The following is a 16,153-nucleotide window of genomic DNA, read 5'->3' on the forward strand; positions in this document are numbered from 1 at the left end:
CAGGAGATGAGGCGAGGGCGCACGTCCAGCTCCGGATAGCGCAGCGGGAGTGCTGCGTAGGCGGCCGAGTGCAGCCGCCCCATCCAGCCAAGGGAGACGACGCCGATGCCGAGATCGCGGGTCATGGGTGATTCCTTTCGATGGGGTGGTTCGTGGGCAGTCGCTGGTCTCAGGCGAGCAGCCAGCAGGAACTGAGGACGGTCAGTGCGATGACGACCGGGTCGAAGATGCGCTTCGGGATGACCTTGGCCAGTCGGAAGCCGAGCAGACCGCTCAGCACCACGACGGGTGCGAGGACGAGGTCCACGCGGAGGGTGTTCGGGTTGATCACACCGACGCCGATGGAGACGGGCAGCTTGACCACGTTGACGAGGAAGAAGAACCAGGCGGTGGTGCCGAGGAAGCGGGCCACGTCGAAGCCTGCCTGCATGAAGTACATGCTGGTGACGGGCCCACCGGCATTGGCCACCATCGTGGTGAAGCCGGCCAGGGAGCCGTAGGCGCCTCGCTTGATCGGGGAGGTCTCGTCCTCGGGGCGGTGGGTCGTCACCGCACCGCGCTTGCGGTACATGTCGGCAAGCGTGAGGGTGATCATCACCAGCAGGACGATGCCGATCAGTCGCTTGGTGGCCAGGTCGGAGGCGAGGTGCAGGTACAAGCCGCCCAGACCGACGCCCACCAGGACCGTGGGGACCAGGCGGCGCAGGGTGGCGAAGTCCGCATCGCGACGGTACAGGCCAATGGCCATGATGTCCCCGACGAGCAGGAGCAGTAGCAGGGTGCCCGTCGATTCCTTGGCGGGCATGATGCCGGCCATCAGGGCTGCGGCAAGCACGGCGAGCCCCGGCAGGGCGGTCTTGGCGAGGCCGACGAGGATGGCGACGATCACCAGTAGCACCCAACAGGTGGCAGTGAAGGTCATGGCGTCCTCAGGGCGTCGTGGTCGGGGCCGTCAGGGATGGCCCCGACCACGTGGTTCTCAGGCGTCGAGCCGGACGGGGTGTCCTTCGTGGGCAGAGGTGGTCGCGGCATCGGCGATGCGCAGCGCCTCGATGGCATCCTTCAACCCGGGCTCGGGCGTCCTGCCTGTGGTGACTGCCTCGATGAAGGCGCCCAGTTCGTTGGTGTAGGCGGTCTCGTAGCGGTCCAGGAAGAAGTCCAGGTAGGGGGCTTCGGCATTGGTGCTCTCGGCGGTGTTCAGGCGCACGGTGTGCGGGCGGACGTTCTCTGCGAACATGGCGCCCTGCGAGCCGGCGGCTTCCAGACGCTGGTCGTAGCCCGAGGCGCAGCGCCGGTTGTTGATGATGGTGGCCACCTTGCCGTCGGCGGCGGTCAGCACGACGACGGCGGCGTCGAAGTCACCTTCGGCCTTGATCTCGGGGACGAAGTTCTGGCCCGAGGCATTGACCTCGACGATGTCGCCCAGGAAGTGGCGGGCCATGTCGAAGTCGTGGATGGTCATGTCACGGAAGATGCCGCCGGAGACCTTGATGTAACTGGCCGGCGGGGCGGCAGGATCACGACTGATGATGGTCAATTGCTCCAGTTCGCCGATACGGCCTTCCTCGACGCCCTGTTTGACGGCTGCGAAGGACGGGTCGAAGCGGCGGTTGAAACCGAACATCACTGGAGTGGTGATCTGGTCCAGCTCGTCCCGCACGGCTTCCACCTGGCTGATCTCCTGTGCCACGGGCTTCTCGCAGAGCACGGCCTTGCCGGCCTTGGCAGCGGCGATCAGCTGCGGCAGGTGCAGGTGGGTGGGCGAGCCGATGATGACCGCGTCGATGTCGGGATCGGCGAAGACCTCTTCGGCCTCTTTGCAGGATCGGGCCCCGTACTGGGCGGCGAGCTTCTCGGCGACATCGCCGATGGGATCACAGACGACGGCGAGCTGGGCCTGTGGGTGGTTGGCGACGGAACGGGCGTGGACATGCCCGATCCGGCCGGCTCCGATGACGGCGATGCGCAACATTGCGACTTCCTTCGGGTTGATGGTGGTGAGGATCTTGGAACTAGGACACGGCAGGGGACGCTGCCCACTGGGGGTGAGTTCCCTGCCGTGTCATCGACGGGTCACGGGGCGGGCATGATCACATTGCGCACCAGGACATCGAGGTCGTTGTCGGCTTCCATGAAGCCGCGCAGGGTGCGCACGGTGGCTCCGAAGGTGTCGAACTCCTCCACCGTCATGCCATCGGGCTCGTAGGCGCGGACGAATTCGGGCATCCTGAGGAGTTGGGCCATGACCTTTTCGTCGACCGGCTCGTCGATCTTGCTGACCGGCTTGTAGTCCGAGGCATTGATCCGCTGCTGCCACTTGAAGGGCGGGGAGACGACGAGGTCGCCGCCCTGGACCTCGGACCACTGCAGGACATTGCGGAAGGCAGCCACCAGGACACGAGCCCGCAGACCACGCTTCTGGAACTCCTGGTAGGCGCGCTTGACGCAGGCCACGCCAGCCCACTCGAAGACGCCGGGATCGATGAAGAGCTGGTCGCGCTCGGCGACGATCTTCAGCCAGTCATCGAGTCGGCCGGCCATCAGGGTCACGACGGGCCCCATGGCGGAGACGTCCTTGCCCTCGGCCTCGCGACGCTTGAGGCCGCGCTCGATCGCCTCACCGGTGGCGACGACCTGGGGGACGGAAAAGCTCACCGTGACATTGACCGAGACGCCACGGTAGGTGGCCTCCTCGATGGCCTTGACGCCGACCGAGGTCGCGGGGATCTTCACGATGATGTTCGGGGCGAGGTTGCTGAACTCCTCGGCCTGGTCGGCCAGGCCCTTCCAGCTCCGGGCCAGGCGCGGGTCGGTCTGCATCGACAGACGCCCATTGATGCCCTTGTATTCGTCGAAGATGGGCTCGAGCATCTTGGCTGCCTCGACCGACATCTCGCGCACGATGGTCCAGCCGATCTCGGACTCGCTGGCGTCGGGCATCTCGGTGGTCAGCTCCTTGATTCGGGGCAGCCACTTGTCCTTCTTCATGTTGATGCAGGTGTAGGCGATCGACGGGTTGCACGTGGCGCCGACGGCGCCGAAAGCGATCGACTGACGCAGTTCATCGGGATCCGCCGAGTCATTCCACAGGGCGGTGGGGAACTGGCGGACTGCATCGAGAAGCGGTCCTGGGGTGTGGTCGATGGCCATGGTGGCTCCTCCTGAGTCAGGGCGGTCAGCTCACTCTCCGCGTCATCGATGATGCGGTGGGTGACCGGTCCCCTCCATTACAATCCTTCTCGCCCGTCAAGTCAACATATTGTCAGGACAAATCTGGTGTGATTGGTCACTTGCCCGTCAAGAAGTGAAGACGGTCGAGTCGAAGCTGTACTGGTCGGCCCGGTAGACGTGGTCCCCGTACTCGATGATCCGCCCTGTCGGGTCCGCGGTTGTGCGCCGCATGGTCAGCAGGGCAGCGCCCCGCTTGACCTCCAGCAGACGTGCCTCTTCCGTGCTGGCATTCCGCGCTCCGATCGACTGTCTGGCCGAGTGCAGGTCAACGTTGCGGGCGCGCAAGGCCTCGTAGAGTCCGCCCGTCTCCAGTTCGTGGTGGCTCGGGGCGAGGCTGCGCGGAACCAGGTTCCGCATCACTGCGATGGGATGCCCGTCGGCCAGGCGGAGCCTCCTGATGTCGGTGATCTCGCGATCCTGGACGTCCAGGCCGAGGCTCTCGGCCTCGTCCTCGTTGGCGGTGCGTTCCGTGTAGTCAAGGAGTTGCGTGGAAGCGTCGTGGCCACCTTGGGTGAGGTCGCCGTAGAGGCTGGTCAGCTCCATCGGACGATGGATCAGTGTGGGTGCCACCTGGGTGCCCACGCCGCGCTGGCGCACGACCAGGCCCTGTTCCACCAGTCGCTGCAGGGCCTGGCGCGCCGTGGGGCGGGAGACCTTGAGGCGCTTGGCCATCGAAAGCTCGTCCTCGATGCGGGTGCCAGGGGGGAGCTCGCGGGAATTGATGGCTGCGGCGATCGGCTCCGCGATCTGGAAGTACAGCGGGATGGGGCTGTTGCGATCCAGTGTGATCTCGGGGGTGTAGCTGTCGCCGTTCATGGTGCTTCTCTCGCTCGGTGTCCTTGGGTGCAGGATACTGATGTTGTCAGGTCCTTGTGACATGCCGTGCCGTTCCTCATTTGCCTGAAATTGTCAGGACAATCTATTGACACTGCAGCGCGTACGGGGCACGCTGGACGCAGGTCCGGTTCATTGGGGAACCGGGTGGCGCTGGGAGGGGCGGGCAATGTCACTGGTCGAACGGGTCGTCGAGGCTCGGGCGCAGGACCCCCGAAGCATTGCGAGAGCCTTGGCAAGCCGCCCCCGCGGTTCCATGCCCCCTGCGGACCAGAAGCTCATGATCATTGCCTGTGACCATCCGGCGAGGGGTGCGCTGACCGCTGGCCGGGACGAGATGGCCATGGCGGACCGGGAGGAACTGCTCGGACGCTGCATCGAGGCGCTCTCCCGCCCGGGGGTGCACGGCTTCCTGGGAACTGCGGACATGGTCGAGGATCTGGCGCTGTTGGGTGCGCTGGACGGCAAGCTCGTCTACGGCTCGATGAACCGCGGCGGCCTGCTGGGTGCCAGCTTCGAGATGGACGACCGTTTCACCGGCTATGACGCCCGGGGCATCACCGACAGCGGTCTCGACGGCGGGAAGATGTTGATGCGGATCAACTATTCCGACCCCGCCACGGTCGCCACCATCGAGGCCTGTGCGCGAGCCGTCGACGAGCTCGGCGATGCCCAGCGGATGGCGATGGTGGAGCCCTTCGTGTCCGTGTGGGAATCCGGACGCATCGCCAATGACCTGACCCCGGACAGTGTCATCAGGTCCATTGCCATTGCTGCCGGGCTGGGGCGTACCTCGGCCTGGACCTGGCTCAAGCTTCCCGCCGTCGCCGAGATGGAGCGAGTGATGGCGGCGACGACCCTGCCTTCCCTGATCCTGGGTGGCGAGGTCAAGAAGGACAGCGACCAGACCCTTGCCCTGTGGCAGGAGGCGCTTGCCATCCCCACGGTGCGCGGCCTGGTTGTTGGAAGGTCCCTGTTGTTCCCGCCGTCCGCAGATGTGGCGGCGGCCGTTGACGAGGCGGTAGGTCTGCTGTGAACACCAATCCCGACATCTACATCCCCGCTGGGGAGAGTGGCCACGACCAGTTCGAGGCCGACGTGACACCCGAGCGGGCCGGCTGGGCCTGGTCCGGACTCAAGGTCATCAAGCTCGAAGCCGGAGTCAGCCAGGAGCTGCAGACCGGTGACGACGAAGTCCTTGTGCTGCCCCTGCAGGGCGGCTGCACCGTCGAGGTCGACGGGGAGGTCCACGAGCTGGCCGGGCGTGAGGGCGTCTTCAAGGGCGTCACCGACTTCGTCTACGTGCCGCGCAACAAGAGCCTGATCATCACTTCCGCAGCGGGCGGGCGCTTCGCCATTCCCACGTCGAAGGCCACCAGCGACCTTCCCGTCGCCCGCTACGGGAAGGACCAGGTCCGCACGGACCTGCGCGGTGCCGGTGACTGCTCCCGTCAGGTCAACAACTACTGCCTCAACAACGGCGTGCCCACCAGCCACCTGCTGGTCTGTGAGGTGCTCACCCCCGGTGGCAACTGGTCCAGCTACCCCGCCCACAAGCACGAGGAGTTCAGCGAGGTCGAGCGCGAGCTCGAGGAGGTCTACTACTTCGAGGTGGCGGCGGGTCCCGACGGCCCCGGCTTCGCCCTGCACCGCACCTATGGCACCCCGGAGCGCCCCATCGACCTGCTGGCCGAGGTGCACGACCGGGACATCGCCCTGGTCCCGCACGGTTGGCACGGGCCCTGTGTCGCCGCGCCCGGATATGACCTCTACTACCTCAACGTGATGGCCGGCCCCGCCGAGGACCAGGTCTGGTTGGCGATCGACGATCCCCAGCACCACTGGATCCGCAGCACCTGGGACGAGCAGGACATCGATCCCCGGCTCCCCTTCACGAACTGACACCTAGGAGAATCCGTGAGCAACGACGCTTACCGTGGCACGGTCGACCTGACGGTTGCCCAAGCCACCATCCGCTTCCTGTCCAACCAGTACTCCGAGCGTGACGGCGTCGAGCACCGACTCATCCCTGGAGCCTTTGGCATCTTCGGCCACGGGAACGTCGCCGGCATCGGACAGGCCCTGCTGCAGAACGAGATCGATCCTGGCGAGGGCGAGAACCCGATGCCGTACATCATGCCCCGCAACGAGCAGGGACAGGTGCACGCGGCGGCGGCCTTCGCCAAGACCACCAACCGGATGCAGACCTACATGTGCACCGCGTCCATCGGGCCCGGCTCGCTGAACATGGTCACCGGTGCGGCCCTGGCCACCACCAACCGGGTGCCGGTGCTGCTCTTCCCCTCCGACCAGTTCGCGACGCGTATTCCGGACCCGGTGCTGCAGCAGCTGGAGGACCCCACCAACCTCAACATCTCGGTCAACGACTGCTTCGCGCCGGTCTCCCGCTTCTTCGACAGGATCAACCGCCCCGAGCAGCTGATCCCGTCGTTGCTCAACGCGATGCGCGTGCTCACCGATCCCGCCGAGACCGGCGCGGTGACCATCGCCATGCCGCAGGATGTCCAGGCCGAGAAGTGGACCTGGCCCGTCGAGCTCTTCGACAAGCGGGTGTGGCACGTGCGTCGCCCGCCGGCCGAGCCGGCTGCACTGGCCCGTGCGGTGGAGCTGATCAAGGCCGCCAAGCGTCCGATGGTCATCGCCGGCGGTGGCGTCATCTACTCCGAGGCCACCGATGAGTTGCGCACCTTCGCCAGCCGCACCGGCATCCCGGTCGCGGACACCCAGGCGGGCAAGGGGGCCATCAACTTCGACCACGAGTGCTCGATCGGTGGCGTCGGTTCCACCGGTGGCGACTCCGGCAACCACATCGCCGACGAGGCCGACCTGGTGATCGGTATCGGCACCCGCTACTCGGACTTCACCACGGCCTCCAAGACCCAGTTCAAGAATCCCGACGTGAAGTTCGTCAACATCAACGTCGCCAGCTTCGACGCCGCCAAGCAGTCGGCCGAGATGGTGGTGGCCGATGCCCGGGAGGCCCTGACCGCCCTCACCGAACTGCTCGACGGATATCGCGTCGAGGAGGCCTACAGCCAGCGGATCGCCCAGGAGAAGAAGGCCTGGGAGGAGCAGGTGCAGGCCTGCTATCACCGTGGCCACGGCCCGCTCCCGGCGCAGACCGAGGTCTTCGGCGCCCTGAACGAGCTGATGGGTGACGAGGACGTCGTGATCAACGCCGCCGGCTCGATGCCCGGTGACCTCCAGGCCCTGTGGCAGGCGCGGACCCCGGTGCAGTACCACGTGGAGTATGCCTTCAGCTGCATGGGATACGAGGTGCCCGCCGCGCTGGGCGTGAAGCTGGCCCGGCCGCAGTCCGAGGTGGTCGCCATCGTCGGCGACGGCACCTACCAGATGCTCCCGATGGAACTGGCCACCGTCGTGCAGGAGAACATCAAGGTCATCTACGTCCTGCTGCAGAACCACGGCTTCGCCTCCATCGGCGCGCTCTCGGAGTCCCGCGGCTCGCAGCGCTTCGGCACCAAGTACCGCCAGCGTGGCGACGGCAGCCACCTGGCCGATGAGGAACTGGTCAAGGGCGTCGACATCGCCGCCAATGCCGCCTCGTGGGGCCTGGACGTCCTGAAGGTGAACGGGATCGAGGAGTTCCGGGCCGCCTACCAGAAGGCCCACGAGTCCGATCGCCCCACGATGATCCACATCGAGACGGACCTGACGGGTCCCAACCCTCCCGGCTCCAGCTGGTGGGACGTCCCCGTCTCCGGCGTCTCCCGTCTGGCGAGCACCCAGAAGGCCTACGAGGAGTACGTCGAGGCCCGCAAGCCGCAGCGCCACCACCTGTGACAACACGGAGTGGCAGGCCACCAGCCAGTCCCTCCCCGAGAAGCACCGCAGCACCTGAAACGGCCACACCGCAGTGGCTCTTACCGTGAGGACAGAACAATGCAGTTCGACAACAAGGGCAAGTCCGTCAACACCACCAACCCGCGCTACTCCAAGCTCACCATCGGCGTCTGCCCCGACCAGTGGGGAGTCTGGTTCCCCAGTGATCCCAAGCAGATCAACCCCGACGTCGCGATGACCGAGATGGCCGAGGCCGGCTTCGAGATCCTCGAGACCGGCCCCTGGGGCTACTTCCCGAAGGATCCCAAGGAACTGCAGCGTTGGGTGGACGAGCGCGGCATGCGGGTCGTCGCCGGCACCGGTTGGGGCATCCTGCACAAGCAGGAGGCCTGGGCCGAGACCGAGAAGACCTTCCGTGACATCGCCGAGACCCACGCCGCCGTCGGTGCCGAGTACATCGTGCACCTGCCCCCGCTCTACCGCGACGACAAGACCTGGGAATTCACCGACGACCGTGTCCTGTCGCCGGAGGCCTGGCAGCTCTACGTCGACAATGCCAACAAGCTCGGCCGCATCATGAAGCAGGACTACGGCCTGACCATGGTGCTGCACCCCCACGGTGACTCGCACATCGAGACCCCGGAGGAGATCGACCGCATCTTCCAGGCGACCGACCCGGAGTACGTCTCCTTCTGCCTGGACACCGGCCACATCGTCTACGGCGGTGGCGACCCCGTCGAGCTGTGCCAGAAGTACCCCGAGCGGATCGGCTATGTGCACATCAAGGCCTTCGACGAGGCGCTGGTCAAGGAGGCCCACGAGAAGGACTGGCCCTTCGGTGAGGCCGTCGCCAAGGGCGCCTCGGTCTGCCCGCCCGCCGGCCTGCCCCCGATGGACACCCTGATCGAGGCCCTGGCCGACCTCGACAAGGAGCTCTACGTGATCTGCGAGCAGGACATGTACCCCTGCGCTCCCGACTTCCCCAAGGGCAATGCCATCAACATGCGCAAGTACCTGGCCTCGCTGGGTCTCGGACTGGCCTGATCCTCCTCGACGACGAACCACAGAAAGCTGAACTGACATGACTGTCCGAATTGGTCTCATCGGCGCTGGCGGCATGGGCCGTGCTCACGTCGAGCGCATCACCCATGAACTGGCCGGCGCCGAGGTGGTCGCCATTGCCGACATCAACCTGGAGGCGGCCAAGGCCGTGGCCGAGCCGCTGGGTGCGAAGGCCTATGCCGACGGCAGGGAGCTCATCGCAGACCCCGACGTGGACGCCATCCTGGTGGCCACCTTCGGCAAGGTGCACGAGGAATCCCTGATCCCCGCCATCGAGGCCGGCAAGTACATCCTGTGCGAGAAGCCGCTCTCGACCACGGCTGAGAGCTGCGAGCGCATCATGGCCGCCGAGCAGAAGGCCGGCAAGAAGCTGGTCACCGTCGGCTTCATGCGTCGCTTCGACCAGGGCTACCGCGAGATGAAGGAACTGCTGGAGGCCGGAGACCTGGGCTACGCCACCCTGGTCCACAACCGGCACCGCAACCCCAGCGTTCCCGAGGGCTATGTCTCGCGCATGGCCATCGACGACACCGCCATCCACGAGATCGACACCATGCGCTGGCTGCTGGGCGAGGAGATCGTCGAGGCACGAGTGGACCGTCCCCGATTCACCTCCAAGCGCTTCGAACACCTCAACGACCCGATCGTCGTGGTGATGAAGACCGAGTCCGGCGTCCTGATCGACGATGAGGTGAACGTCAACATCCAGTTCGGCTACTCCATTGAGTGCGAGCTGGTGATGGAGGCTGGCACCGCTCGCCTGGGTGACCAGGAGAAGATCCACGTGCGTGACGGCCACGGCGATCGCAACAAGATCTGCAGTTCTCACATCGATCGCTTCCACAGCGCCTTCAACCAGGAGGTCCAGGAGTGGATCCGTGCGGTGGCCAAGGATGAGCACACCGGCGCCGACGCATGGGATGGCTATGCGGCCGCAGTCGTGGTCGATGCCGCGGTGGCCTCACTCGAGGATCCCGAGGGCAAGCCCGTCAAGGTCGAGATGATCGAGAAGCCCGGGCTCTACGCCTGACCCTGTGCCGGGTGGCGGCCGGCACCCTTCCCCGGCCGCCACCCTCCCTCAGCCCCAGCCCTTCCAGAAAGGAAGTGTCATGGTCGACATCGCCCTTGACCCGAACATGTACTACATGACCATGTCGGTGCCCGACACCCTGCGCAAGGCAGCCGATCTGGGTTTCCGGTACGTGGAGCTCTCGCCCCAGGCGGACTTCCACTTCTGGCACCACTACCCGAAGGCCGACGACGACTTCGTTGCCGAGCTGAACAAGGCCCAACAGGAGACCGGGGTGAGGGTTCGCACGCTCAACCCCGTCTTCAACTGGTCATCCACCGATGAGACGGAGCGCCAAGCGCAGGTCCGCAACTGGCGGCGCCTGCTCGAGCTGGCCGATCAGCTTGACGTGCGTGAGATCACCAGCGAGTTCTCCGGCAATCCCAACACCCCGCGTGAGTGCGAGGCACAGTGGTACCGCTCCATGGAGGAGCTTGTCCCGGACTTCGAGAAGTATGGCATTCGCCTCAACATGGAGGCCCACCCCTATGACTTCGTCGAGCTCCATGACGATGCGTACCGCCTGGTCCGGGGCGTCAACAAGGAGTGGATCGGCTACGAGTTCTGCTGTCCGCACGCCTTCCATCTGTCCGATGGCAAGGGTGACGTCGAGCGCATGATTCGAGACAGTGCCCCCAAGCTTCGCGAGGTGCACATGGCGGACGCCTTCAACCACCGGGCCAATGACGGCAACCGCTACATCATCAATCCCCCGGGAGTCGACGCCCGGATCCACCAGCACAACGAGATCGGCCTGGGTGAGGTGCCCTGGGACGAGGTCTTCGCCACGCTGCGTGACATCAAGTTCGACGGCGTCATCTCGGTCTGTGTCTTCGGCTGGCATGAGAAGGCCGACGAAGTGAACCGCCGCATGCTCGAGCGCATCACCAAGGAGCTCGTTGCCTGAGGTGGATGGTTCCCCCGTCTCATGACCGCGGGTCCCGGGGGATGTAGACCATCCCACGGGACCCGCGGTCATGAACCCGCGTCCGGGAGCGCCCGGAGGCAAACCAAGATTGGGAGACCTGCCATGTCCATCACCATTCCCGAAACCATGCGCGCAGCCGTGCTGCGCGAGCCCGGCAAGGGTCTGCACGTCGAGACCCTGCGCACCCCCCGTCCCAAGGCCGATGAGGTCCTGATCAAGGTCGACGCCTGTGGCATGTGCCACTCGGACCTGCACGTGATCGGCGGGGCCATCGCCTTCCCGATGCCCGCCGTGCTGGGTCACGAGGTGGCCGGCACCATCGTCGAACTCGGTCAAGGCACGGAGCACACTGGCCTGGCCGTCGGGCAGCGTGTTGCTGGTGCCTTCCTGATGCCCTGCGGCCGGTGCCCGGCCTGCGCCACTGGCCACGACGAGCTCTGCGGCCCCTTCTTCGACCTGAACCGGCTGAAGGGCGTGCTCTACGACGGCACCACCCGGCTGGCCACGCCCGACGGCGACCCGGTCTACATGTACTCGATGGGTGGGCTGGCCGAGTACGCCGTGATCCCCGCCACCTCCGTCGCGCCGGTTCCCGACGAGATCGACACCGTCCCGTCGGCGATCCTGGGATGTGCCGCCATGACCGCCTATGGTGCCGTGCGCCGCTCCGGTCTGCAGTACGGCGAGACGGTGGCCGTCGTGGCCGTCGGCGGGGTGGGCAGCAACATCTGCCAGATTGCCGCGGCGATGGGGGCGAAGCAGGTGATTGCCATCGACGTCAACGACGAGAAGCTGGCGCCCGTGACGGGCTTCGGTGCCACGGCCACGGTGAACTCCGCCACCAGCGATGCCCGCGAGAAGGTGCTCGAGCTGACCGGTGGCAGGGGTGTCGACGTCGCCTTCGAGGCGCTCGGAATCGGCCCCACCTGGAAGACGGCCCTCGACGTGCTCAGCGACGGCGGCCGGATGGTCCCGATCGGTCTCGGTGCCGGTGTGCAGACGGCCGAGGTGGAGATCAACCGCACCGTGCGGCGCAGCCAGTCCATCCTGGGCTCCTATGGTGCGCGCACCCGGGTGGACCTTCCGGCGGTGGTCGACATGGCCGCGCGGGGGGAGATCAACTACAAGGACCTGGTGACCCGCCGCTTCTCCCTGGAGCAGGCGGGGGAGGGCTACGACCTGCTGCGTCAGGGCGGGATCGTGGGCCGCGCCGTGGTGGACATGTCCTTGTGATTGGGGGGCCAGTCATCGGGTGGGTCGGACAGGTTCCGGCTCACCCGACGACACGTCAGCGATCGAGAGATCCAAAATGAAATGACGGAATGTTCGGACAAACTATTGACGTTTTGTATGAACTGAGGGTTAATGGGTGGGAGAGAATTAGCTTTGGTGGCCTGATGACTGAGTTCACTGGGCCCTGAACAAGGAGACAAGGATGTCCCACGGAACTCCAGCGGCAACCGCCGCGAAGATTGAACTACCGCCCCTTCAGGCCGGTCCTCACCAGCGCCGCCTGGACACGATCGCCATCGTGGCGACCTTCGGCGGCCTGCTGTTTGGCTACGACACCGGCGTGATCAATGGCGCGCTGGAGCCGATGAAGAAGGACCTGGGCCTCACGGCCACCAGCGAGGGGCTGGTCACCTCTACATTGCTGCTTGGTGCGGCAGTGGGTGCCCTGGTTTCGGGCATCCTGAACGAGAAGCTCGGCCGCAAGAAGACGATGAGCACCATCGCCGTGCTCTTCTTCTTCGGAGCCCTTGGCTGTGTGGTTGCGCCCGGGTTGGGTGTGCTGCTGGTCTCGCGCGTGGTCCTCGGTCTGGCTGTCGGTGCCGCGTCCGCCACCGTTCCGGTCTACCTCGCCGAGCTTGCGCCCACCGAGCGTCGCGGTGCATTGAGTGGTCGAAATGAGTTGGCCATCGTGATTGGCCAGATGCTCGCCTTCGCCATCAACGCGATCATCGCCAGCGTGTGGGGTCATCACGGTTCGGTCTGGCGCTACATGCTCGTCATCTGCATGATTCCTGCGGTGGCGCTCTTCTTCGGAATGATGAAGATGCCCGAATCTCCTCGCTGGCTGCTCAAGCACGGGCGTCACGACGAGGCCCTGGCCGTCCTGATGCAGGTGCGCAATGAGGATCGCGCCCGCGCGGAGATGGCCGAGGTGGAGCGGCTGGCCGAGGAGGAGAAGCTGGCCAACTCCGGTGGCTGGTCTGACATGGGCATCCCGTGGATCCGACGCCTGGTCATCATCGGCTGCTTCCTGGCTGCGGCTCAGCAGATCACCGGTATCAACTCGATCATGTACTACGGCACCCAGCTTCTGCATGAAGCGGGCTTCTCGTCGCAGGCTGCCATCATTGCGAATGTTGCCAATGGCGTGCTGTCGGTCGTCGGCACCGCGCTGTGCCTGTTCGTCGTGATCGACAAGGTGGCTCGTCGCAAGCTGATCATCTTCGGCTTCTGCATGACCACCCTGATCCACGGTCTGATCACGGCTGTCGCCACGTTGATGCCAGCCAGCACTGCCCGTGCCTACCTGGTGCTGTTGCTGTGCGTGAGCTTCGTCTTCTTCATGCAGTGCTGCCTCAATGCTCCGGTCTGGGTCGCCCTGTCCGAGATGTTCCCGCTCCGGGTCCGCGGCTTTGGCATGGGCGTCTCGATTCTGTTCATGTGGGTGGTCAACGCGATCATCACCTTCTCCTTCCCGGTGGTCACGGCAAAGGCCGGCCTCCAGGGTATGTTCGGCATCTTCTTCGTGCTGGGAATTGTCGTGATCGGCGTGCTGTACAAGTTCCTCCCGAACACGAGTGGTCGTTCTCTGGAAGCGCTCGAGGAGCACTTCGCCAGCGGCGGCAAGATCTGATTCTCGGCTCGAATGCGAGAGGCCGGCATCCACGTGCATGGACGCCGGCCTCTTGTTGTCCAGCCGAGACTGTGACTCTGCTCTGGGGTTGGGGGGCTGGTTGTGCGGTTCCGTTGCCCTGGGGTCGGAGGCTCGCAGTGGGGAAGTGCCCGCCCGGATGATGCTGCTTCGTGCTGTCGGTCTCCCGCAGTTCGCGGGACGCGACGGGGATGTTCGTCCGGCTGGCCTGGTCCGGGTCAGTGTCTCCGGCTCAGAAGCACTGACGGAAGGAGGCGAAGACGGCCAGAAAGCTCGCGCCGATCAGCGGCAGCGCGGCGGCTACCAGGACGATCGCGGAGCCGGTCAGCACGGAGGCGATGACCATGGCGCCGCACAGGATGGCCAGAGCGGCGCAGACCAGCAGTGGCTGCAGGACCTCGACGCGAACCGTGGAGTCCTGAAGATCCTCAATGGCAGCGGAGGTGGTGGGGGCGGTGAGCATGGTGGTCATTGTTTCTCCTTCGGTAGGCATGGCCGCAGAAGGAGCCGATGGCCCCAACCGCACGGCCATCGTGGTGTTCGCCAGAACTTTGTCCTGACAAACTCAAGTCTAGGTTGTGTGATGACGGCGCGCAACTTGGAGATTGGATGACCTCAGGCACCCCCCGTTGTGGCGCAAATCACGACATGTTATTGTCAGGACAAACGCACAACACGGAGGTTGCGCGTCGATTCCGGACTCGCACCGCAGCGAGCAGGCCCAGGCGAATGCCGAGCCAGTACATGGAAGGAAGCGGTCACATGAACAAGACCATCGCCCACTGGATTGCTGGCGCGGAGTACGAAGGCTCCCCCACTCGCCGCATCCCCGTCGAGAACCCCGCCACCGGCACGGTGGAGGCCGAACTGCTGGCCGCCAGCCAGGCAGACCTGGACCACGCCGTCGAGGTGGCCACCGCCGCCCAGAAGAAGTGGGCCAGCTACTCCCTCGCCAAGCGCACCGCCGTCATGTTCAAGATGCGCGAACTGGTGCTGGAGCACTCCGACGAGATCGCCAAGAGCATCGTCGCCGAGCACGGCAAGGACTACAACGACGCCATCGGTGAGATCCAGCGAGGCCGCGAGACCCTCGACTTCGCCTGTGGCATCAACAGTGCCCTCAAGGGTGAGCACTCCTTCGACATCTCCACCGGTGTCGACATCCACTCCATCCGCCAGCCCATCGGCGTTGTTGCAGGCATCTGCCCCTTCAACTTCCCCGTCATGGTGCCGATGTGGATGCACCCGGTCGCCATCGCCACGGGCAATGCCTTCATCCTGAAGTCGGCCAGCCCCACCCCCACCGCCTCACTCATCATTGCGAGGCTCTACAAGGAGGCGGGACTGCCCGACGGCGTCTTCAACGTCCTGGGTGGTGACCGTGAGCTGGTCACCGGCATCCTCGAGCACCCGGGCATCGACGGCATCAGCTTCGTCGGTTCCACCCCGGTGGCCCGCATCGTGCAGGAGCGCGCCACTGCGAACGGCAAGCGGGTGCAGGCCCTGGGTGGCGCAAACAACCACGCGATCGTGATGCCTGACTCGGACCTCGACTTTGCCGCCCAGCACATCTCCGCCGCTGCCTTTGGTGCTGCCGGCGAGCGCTGCATGGCCCTGCCCGTGGTCGTCGCGGTCGGTGGCTGTGGGCCGAAGCTGGCCGAGCTGGTCAAGGCGCACGGTGAGAAGATCAAGGTCGGCATGGGCCTCGATGAGGGCGTCCAGATGGGCCCGGTCATCAGCAAGCAGGCCAAGGAGCGCATCATCGGGCTGATCGATGACGTCGAGAAGCGTGGCGCCACCATCGTGCTCGACGGACGCGGCAAGACCGTCGAGGGCTACGAGGACGGCTTCTGGCTGGGACCCACCATCGTCGACGACGTGCCCACCGATGCCCCCTTCTATGCCGAGGAGGTCTTCGGCCCCGCGCTGGCAATCGTGCATGCCGACACCTACGAGCAGGCGATTGGGATCGTCAACAGCTCGCCCTTCGGCAATGGTGCGGCCATCTTCACCAATGACGGTGGCGTCGCGCGTCGATTCACCCTGGACGTGGAGGCCGGAATGGTCGGCGTCAACGTCCCGATCCCCACCCCGGTGGCCTACTACTCCTTCGGTGGATGGAAGGACTCGCTGCTCGGGGACCTGCACATCCACGGTCCCGAGGGCGTGCTCTTCAACACCCGCATGAAGGCGATCACCACGCGCTGGCCCTCGGAGTCGGGCAACTACGCGGCCACGATGTCCTTCAAGCGCGAAGAGTGACCGCGGCACAGCCGACCCGGGCGTGAACGAGGACCGCGGTGGGCACATGACGCCATAC

Annotated in this window: 14 protein-coding genes and 1 pseudogene; 9 read left to right on the plus strand and 6 right to left on the minus strand. The window is 65.5% G+C overall.

Annotated elements, in window-relative coordinates; translation table 11 throughout:
* The 5 genes and pseudogenes from ACHFFZ_RS02580 to ACHFFZ_RS02600 form a co-directional block, all read right to left on the minus strand.
* Positions 1–125: pseudogene (locus ACHFFZ_RS02580) on the minus strand (gfo/Idh/MocA family oxidoreductase); the annotation flags it as partial.
* A gap of 44 nt (positions 126–169) precedes the next feature.
* Positions 170–922 carry a sulfite exporter TauE/SafE family protein gene (locus ACHFFZ_RS02585; RefSeq protein ID WP_394275102.1) on the minus strand — a complete coding sequence of 251 codons (753 nt, stop codon included), beginning with the start codon at positions 920–922 and terminating at the stop codon, positions 170–172.
* Between the two features lie 57 nt (positions 923–979).
* Positions 980–1,972 (minus strand): inositol 2-dehydrogenase, encoded by a 993-nt coding sequence (iolG, locus tag ACHFFZ_RS02590; RefSeq protein WP_394275103.1) that lies wholly within the window; start codon positions 1,970–1,972, stop codon positions 980–982.
* Positions 1,973–2,073: 101 nt separating this feature from the next.
* Positions 2,074–3,150 carry a transaldolase family protein gene (locus ACHFFZ_RS02595; protein WP_394275104.1) on the minus strand — a complete coding sequence of 359 codons (1,077 nt, stop codon included), beginning with the start codon at positions 3,148–3,150 and terminating at the stop codon, positions 2,074–2,076.
* A 147-nt stretch (positions 3,151–3,297) separates the two neighbouring features.
* Complete coding sequence (locus ACHFFZ_RS02600; protein ID WP_394275105.1) at positions 3,298–4,047, minus strand: GntR family transcriptional regulator; 750 nt, start codon at positions 4,045–4,047, stop codon at positions 3,298–3,300.
* Between the two features lie 187 nt (positions 4,048–4,234).
* On the opposite strand from ACHFFZ_RS02600, the gene ACHFFZ_RS02605 reads away from it, so the two are divergent.
* The 8 genes from ACHFFZ_RS02605 to ACHFFZ_RS02640 all read left to right on the plus strand — a co-directional run bounded on the left by ACHFFZ_RS02605 (position 4,235) and on the right by ACHFFZ_RS02640 (position 13,815).
* Positions 4,235–5,101 (plus strand): deoxyribose-phosphate aldolase, encoded by an 867-nt coding sequence (locus ACHFFZ_RS02605; RefSeq protein WP_394275106.1) that lies wholly within the window; start codon positions 4,235–4,237, stop codon positions 5,099–5,101.
* The gene (gene iolB, locus ACHFFZ_RS02610; RefSeq protein ID WP_394275107.1) at positions 5,098–5,967 is read left to right on the plus strand and encodes a 5-deoxy-glucuronate isomerase; all 870 of its coding nucleotides are present in this window, start codon (positions 5,098–5,100) and stop codon (positions 5,965–5,967) included. Before ACHFFZ_RS02605 ends, iolB begins: the two co-directional genes overlap by 4 nt.
* A gap of 15 nt (positions 5,968–5,982) precedes the next feature.
* Complete coding sequence (gene iolD, locus ACHFFZ_RS02615) at positions 5,983–7,890, plus strand: 3D-(3,5/4)-trihydroxycyclohexane-1,2-dione acylhydrolase (decyclizing) (RefSeq protein ID WP_394275108.1); 1,908 nt, start codon at positions 5,983–5,985, stop codon at positions 7,888–7,890.
* A 99-nt stretch (positions 7,891–7,989) separates the two neighbouring features.
* Positions 7,990–8,934: a TIM barrel protein gene (locus ACHFFZ_RS02620; RefSeq protein WP_394275109.1), complete on the plus strand. Its 945-nt coding sequence runs from the start codon at positions 7,990–7,992 to the stop codon at positions 8,932–8,934.
* 37 nt (positions 8,935–8,971) lie between these two features.
* Positions 8,972–9,982, plus strand: a complete 1,011-nt coding sequence (locus ACHFFZ_RS02625; protein ID WP_394275110.1) for a Gfo/Idh/MocA family protein — start codon at positions 8,972–8,974, stop codon at positions 9,980–9,982.
* Between the two features lie 79 nt (positions 9,983–10,061).
* The gene (locus ACHFFZ_RS02630; protein ID WP_394275111.1) at positions 10,062–10,928 is read left to right on the plus strand and encodes a sugar phosphate isomerase/epimerase family protein; all 867 of its coding nucleotides are present in this window, start codon (positions 10,062–10,064) and stop codon (positions 10,926–10,928) included.
* Positions 10,929–11,051: 123 nt separating this feature from the next.
* Positions 11,052–12,182 (plus strand): zinc-binding dehydrogenase, encoded by a 1,131-nt coding sequence (locus ACHFFZ_RS02635; protein ID WP_394275112.1) that lies wholly within the window; start codon positions 11,052–11,054, stop codon positions 12,180–12,182.
* Between the two features lie 202 nt (positions 12,183–12,384).
* On the plus strand, positions 12,385–13,815 hold the full coding sequence (locus tag ACHFFZ_RS02640; RefSeq protein ID WP_394275113.1) for a sugar porter family MFS transporter: 1,431 nt from the start codon (positions 12,385–12,387) through the stop codon (positions 13,813–13,815).
* Positions 13,816–14,065: 250 nt separating this feature from the next.
* On the opposite strand, the gene ACHFFZ_RS02645 is transcribed toward ACHFFZ_RS02640, so the two are convergent.
* On the minus strand, positions 14,066–14,305 hold the full coding sequence (locus ACHFFZ_RS02645) for a hypothetical protein (protein WP_123575691.1): 240 nt from the start codon (positions 14,303–14,305) through the stop codon (positions 14,066–14,068).
* Positions 14,306–14,595: 290 nt separating this feature from the next.
* Between ACHFFZ_RS02645 and ACHFFZ_RS02650 the strand changes: the two genes are divergently transcribed.
* A complete protein-coding gene (locus tag ACHFFZ_RS02650) occupies positions 14,596–16,095 on the plus strand; it encodes a CoA-acylating methylmalonate-semialdehyde dehydrogenase (RefSeq protein ID WP_394275114.1) in 1,500 nt (499 codons plus the stop codon).
* The last annotated feature ends 58 nt before the right edge of the window (positions 16,096–16,153 follow it).

This window comes from Luteococcus sp. (genome assembly GCF_043424415.1).
In the GTDB taxonomy this organism is placed as follows: domain Bacteria; phylum Actinomycetota; class Actinomycetes; order Propionibacteriales; family Propionibacteriaceae; genus Luteococcus.